Below are 2,597 nucleotides of genomic sequence, written 5' to 3' on the forward strand. Positions count from 1 at the left end.
GCCCCATCCGCTCTGCCGAGGACAGGACCCCGCCATGGCCGACCTCGCACCACCACAGCCACCTTCACCGGGAAACAAGCCGCACGTCACCACCAAGGAAGCCCTGAACTCCGTCTCCCCGCTGCTGAGTTCCGCCCGCGGGGCGCGCATTCGGCGACGTATCTTCGTCGTCACCTGGCTCGCGTACGCGGGCTTCTACTTCGTACGCCAGGCCTTCTCCGTCGCCAAGCTCGGCATCCTGGACGATCCGGCGGTCGGCTCGGTGCTCACCGAGCGGGCGCTCGGCGTCATCGACGCGGTCTATCTCGCCGCCTACGCGGTCGGGCAGTTCCTGTGGGGCATGTGGGCGGACCGGTTCGGGCCGCGGGTCGTCGTCATCGGCGGGATGCTCGGCGCGATCGGCGCCGCCTGTGTGATGGGGGTCGGCAGCGCGCTGCTCGTCTTCGGCGGGGCCATGGTCGTCCAGGGGCTCGCGCAGTCCGCCGGGTGGGCGCCGCTGTGCAAGAACATGGGCAACTTCTTCCTGCCCGCCGAGCGGGGGCGGATCCTCGGGCTGTGGAGCACCAACTACGCGTTCGGCGCCCTCGCCGCGCCACCCTTCCTGGGGTGGATCGCGTACTCCCTGTTCGACAACTGGCATGCGGCGTTCCTCGGGGGCGCCGCCTCGCTCGCCGTGGTGTTCGTCGTCTTCGTCGCCCTCCAGCGGAACGAGCCGGGGGACTTCGGGATCGCGGGGGCGGAGCTGCCTGCCCAGGGCGAGCCGGATCCCGTCGAGCCGGCCCGCAGCTCAGGATTCGCCCTGTACCGGCGGACCCTCGGCGACCGCATGGTGCTCACCCTCGGCGCGTCCTACTTCCTGCTCAAGCCCGCCCGTTACGCGATCCTGCTGTGGGGTCCCGTCCTGGTCAGCAGGCGGCTCCCGGAGGTCGACAAGGTGGGGGCCACGCTGATCCCGGTCGCCTTCGGGGTCGCGGGTGTGGTGGCGCCGATCGCCGTGGGCTGGCTGTCGGACCGCGTCTTCGGCTCCCGCCGGGTGCCGCCCTGCGCCCTGGCGCTCGGCGTGCTCACCGTGGCGCTCGCCCTGTTCATGCCGCTCACCGCGACCGGCAGCGCGGGCGTGCTGATCGCCGTCCTCGCCGTGATCGGCCTCTCGGTGTACGCGGCCGACTCGATGATCTCGTGCGTCGCGGCCGTCGACTTCGGCACCGACGACGCCGCGGGCACCGCGGCGGGTCTGGTCAACGGCTGTGGTTCGGTCGGCGCCATCCTCGGCGGTCTGCTGCCCGGATTCCTGTCCGGGGGCGCCCTGTTCACCATCTTCGCGGTGGCGGCGTTCCTCGCCGGGCTGCTGATGCTGCCGCACTGGAACCGGCTGCCGCGTACGGCGGCCTGACGGGTCCTGCGCACCGCGGCCGCCCGCCACATCGACGTATCGAAGGGGATCCGCATGACCCGTACGACCGGCACGACCCGTACGACCCGTACGACCGTCCACCGCACCGACACCGTCGTCGTCGGCGGAGGCATCGTCGGCCTCGCCCACGCCCTCGCCGCCGCCCGCAGGGGCCACCGCGTCGTGCTCTTCGAGCGGGAGGAACGCGCGGTCGGCGCCTCCATCCGCAACTTCGGCATGATCTGGGCGGTCGGACAGCAGCGCGGCGCGATGTACGAACGCGCCCTGCGCAGCCGGGAGATCTGGCTGGAGACGGCCGAGAAGACCGGCATGTGGGCGCGGCCCACCGGCTCCCTGCATCTGGCCCACCACCCCGACGAGGTCGCCGTCCTTGAGGAGTTCCTCGCCGTATCGGCCCCCGCGCGCGAACAGGGCGCCCGGCTGCTCACCCCGCGCGAGGCCCTGGCTCGCAGCGACGTGGCCCGCGGCGACGGTCTGCTCGCCGCGATGTGGAGCCCGACCGAGGTCAATGTCGACCCGCGCCGCGCGATCCCGGCGGTCGCCGAACATCTGCGTACGGATTACGGCGTGGACGTGCGCTTCGGCGCGACCGTCCGCGGTATCGACCTGCCCAGGGTCTCGACCACGGACGGGGACTGGGAGGCGGACCAGGTCTATGTGTGCAGCGGGAACGACTTCGCGACGCTCTACCCGGAGGTGTTCGTGGACAGCGGCGTCGTCCGCTGCAAGCTGCAGATGATGCGGACGGGCGCGCAACCGGGCGGCAGGCAGCTCGGCCCGATGCTGTGCGGCGGCCTGACCCTGCTGCACTACGGCGCGTTCGACGGCCTCACGGCACGCGCCGCGCTGGAGGCCCGGCTGAACGAGGAGCTGCCCTTCCACCGGGAGCACGGCGTCCACGTCCTGCTGTCGCAGACCGCCGACGGGCGCCTGACCATCGGCGACAGCCATGCCTACGCGATGGCGCATGATCCGTTCCTCGACGAGGAGATCAACGAGTCGGTCATGCGCTACCTGGCCACCTTCGCCGAACTGCCGGACGCGCGGATCACCGAGCGGTGGGCGGGCTACTACCCGTCGCTGCGGGACGGCCGCAACGACCTCGTGGTCAGCCCCGAGCCGGGGGTCACCGTCGTCAACGGCTGTTCTCTTATACACATCTCCGAGCCCACGAGACGCTCAT

2 protein-coding genes are annotated in these 2,597 nt (G+C 71.6%); both read left to right on the forward strand.

The window, feature by feature from the left end; genetic code table 11:
• The coding region (locus E2651_RS42490) for an MFS transporter (RefSeq protein WP_348541709.1) at positions 1-1,393 on the forward strand (1,393 nt) is incomplete at its 5' end.
• Between the two features lie 54 nt (positions 1,394-1,447).
• Positions 1,448-2,597, forward strand: a 1,150-nt coding sequence (locus E2651_RS42495) for a TIGR03364 family FAD-dependent oxidoreductase (protein WP_135336611.1), incomplete at its 3' end; no start/stop codon positions are given.

Origin of the sequence: Streptomyces sp. MZ04 (assembly GCF_004684775.1) — a bacterium.
GTDB lineage: Bacteria > Actinomycetota > Actinomycetes > Streptomycetales > Streptomycetaceae > Streptomyces.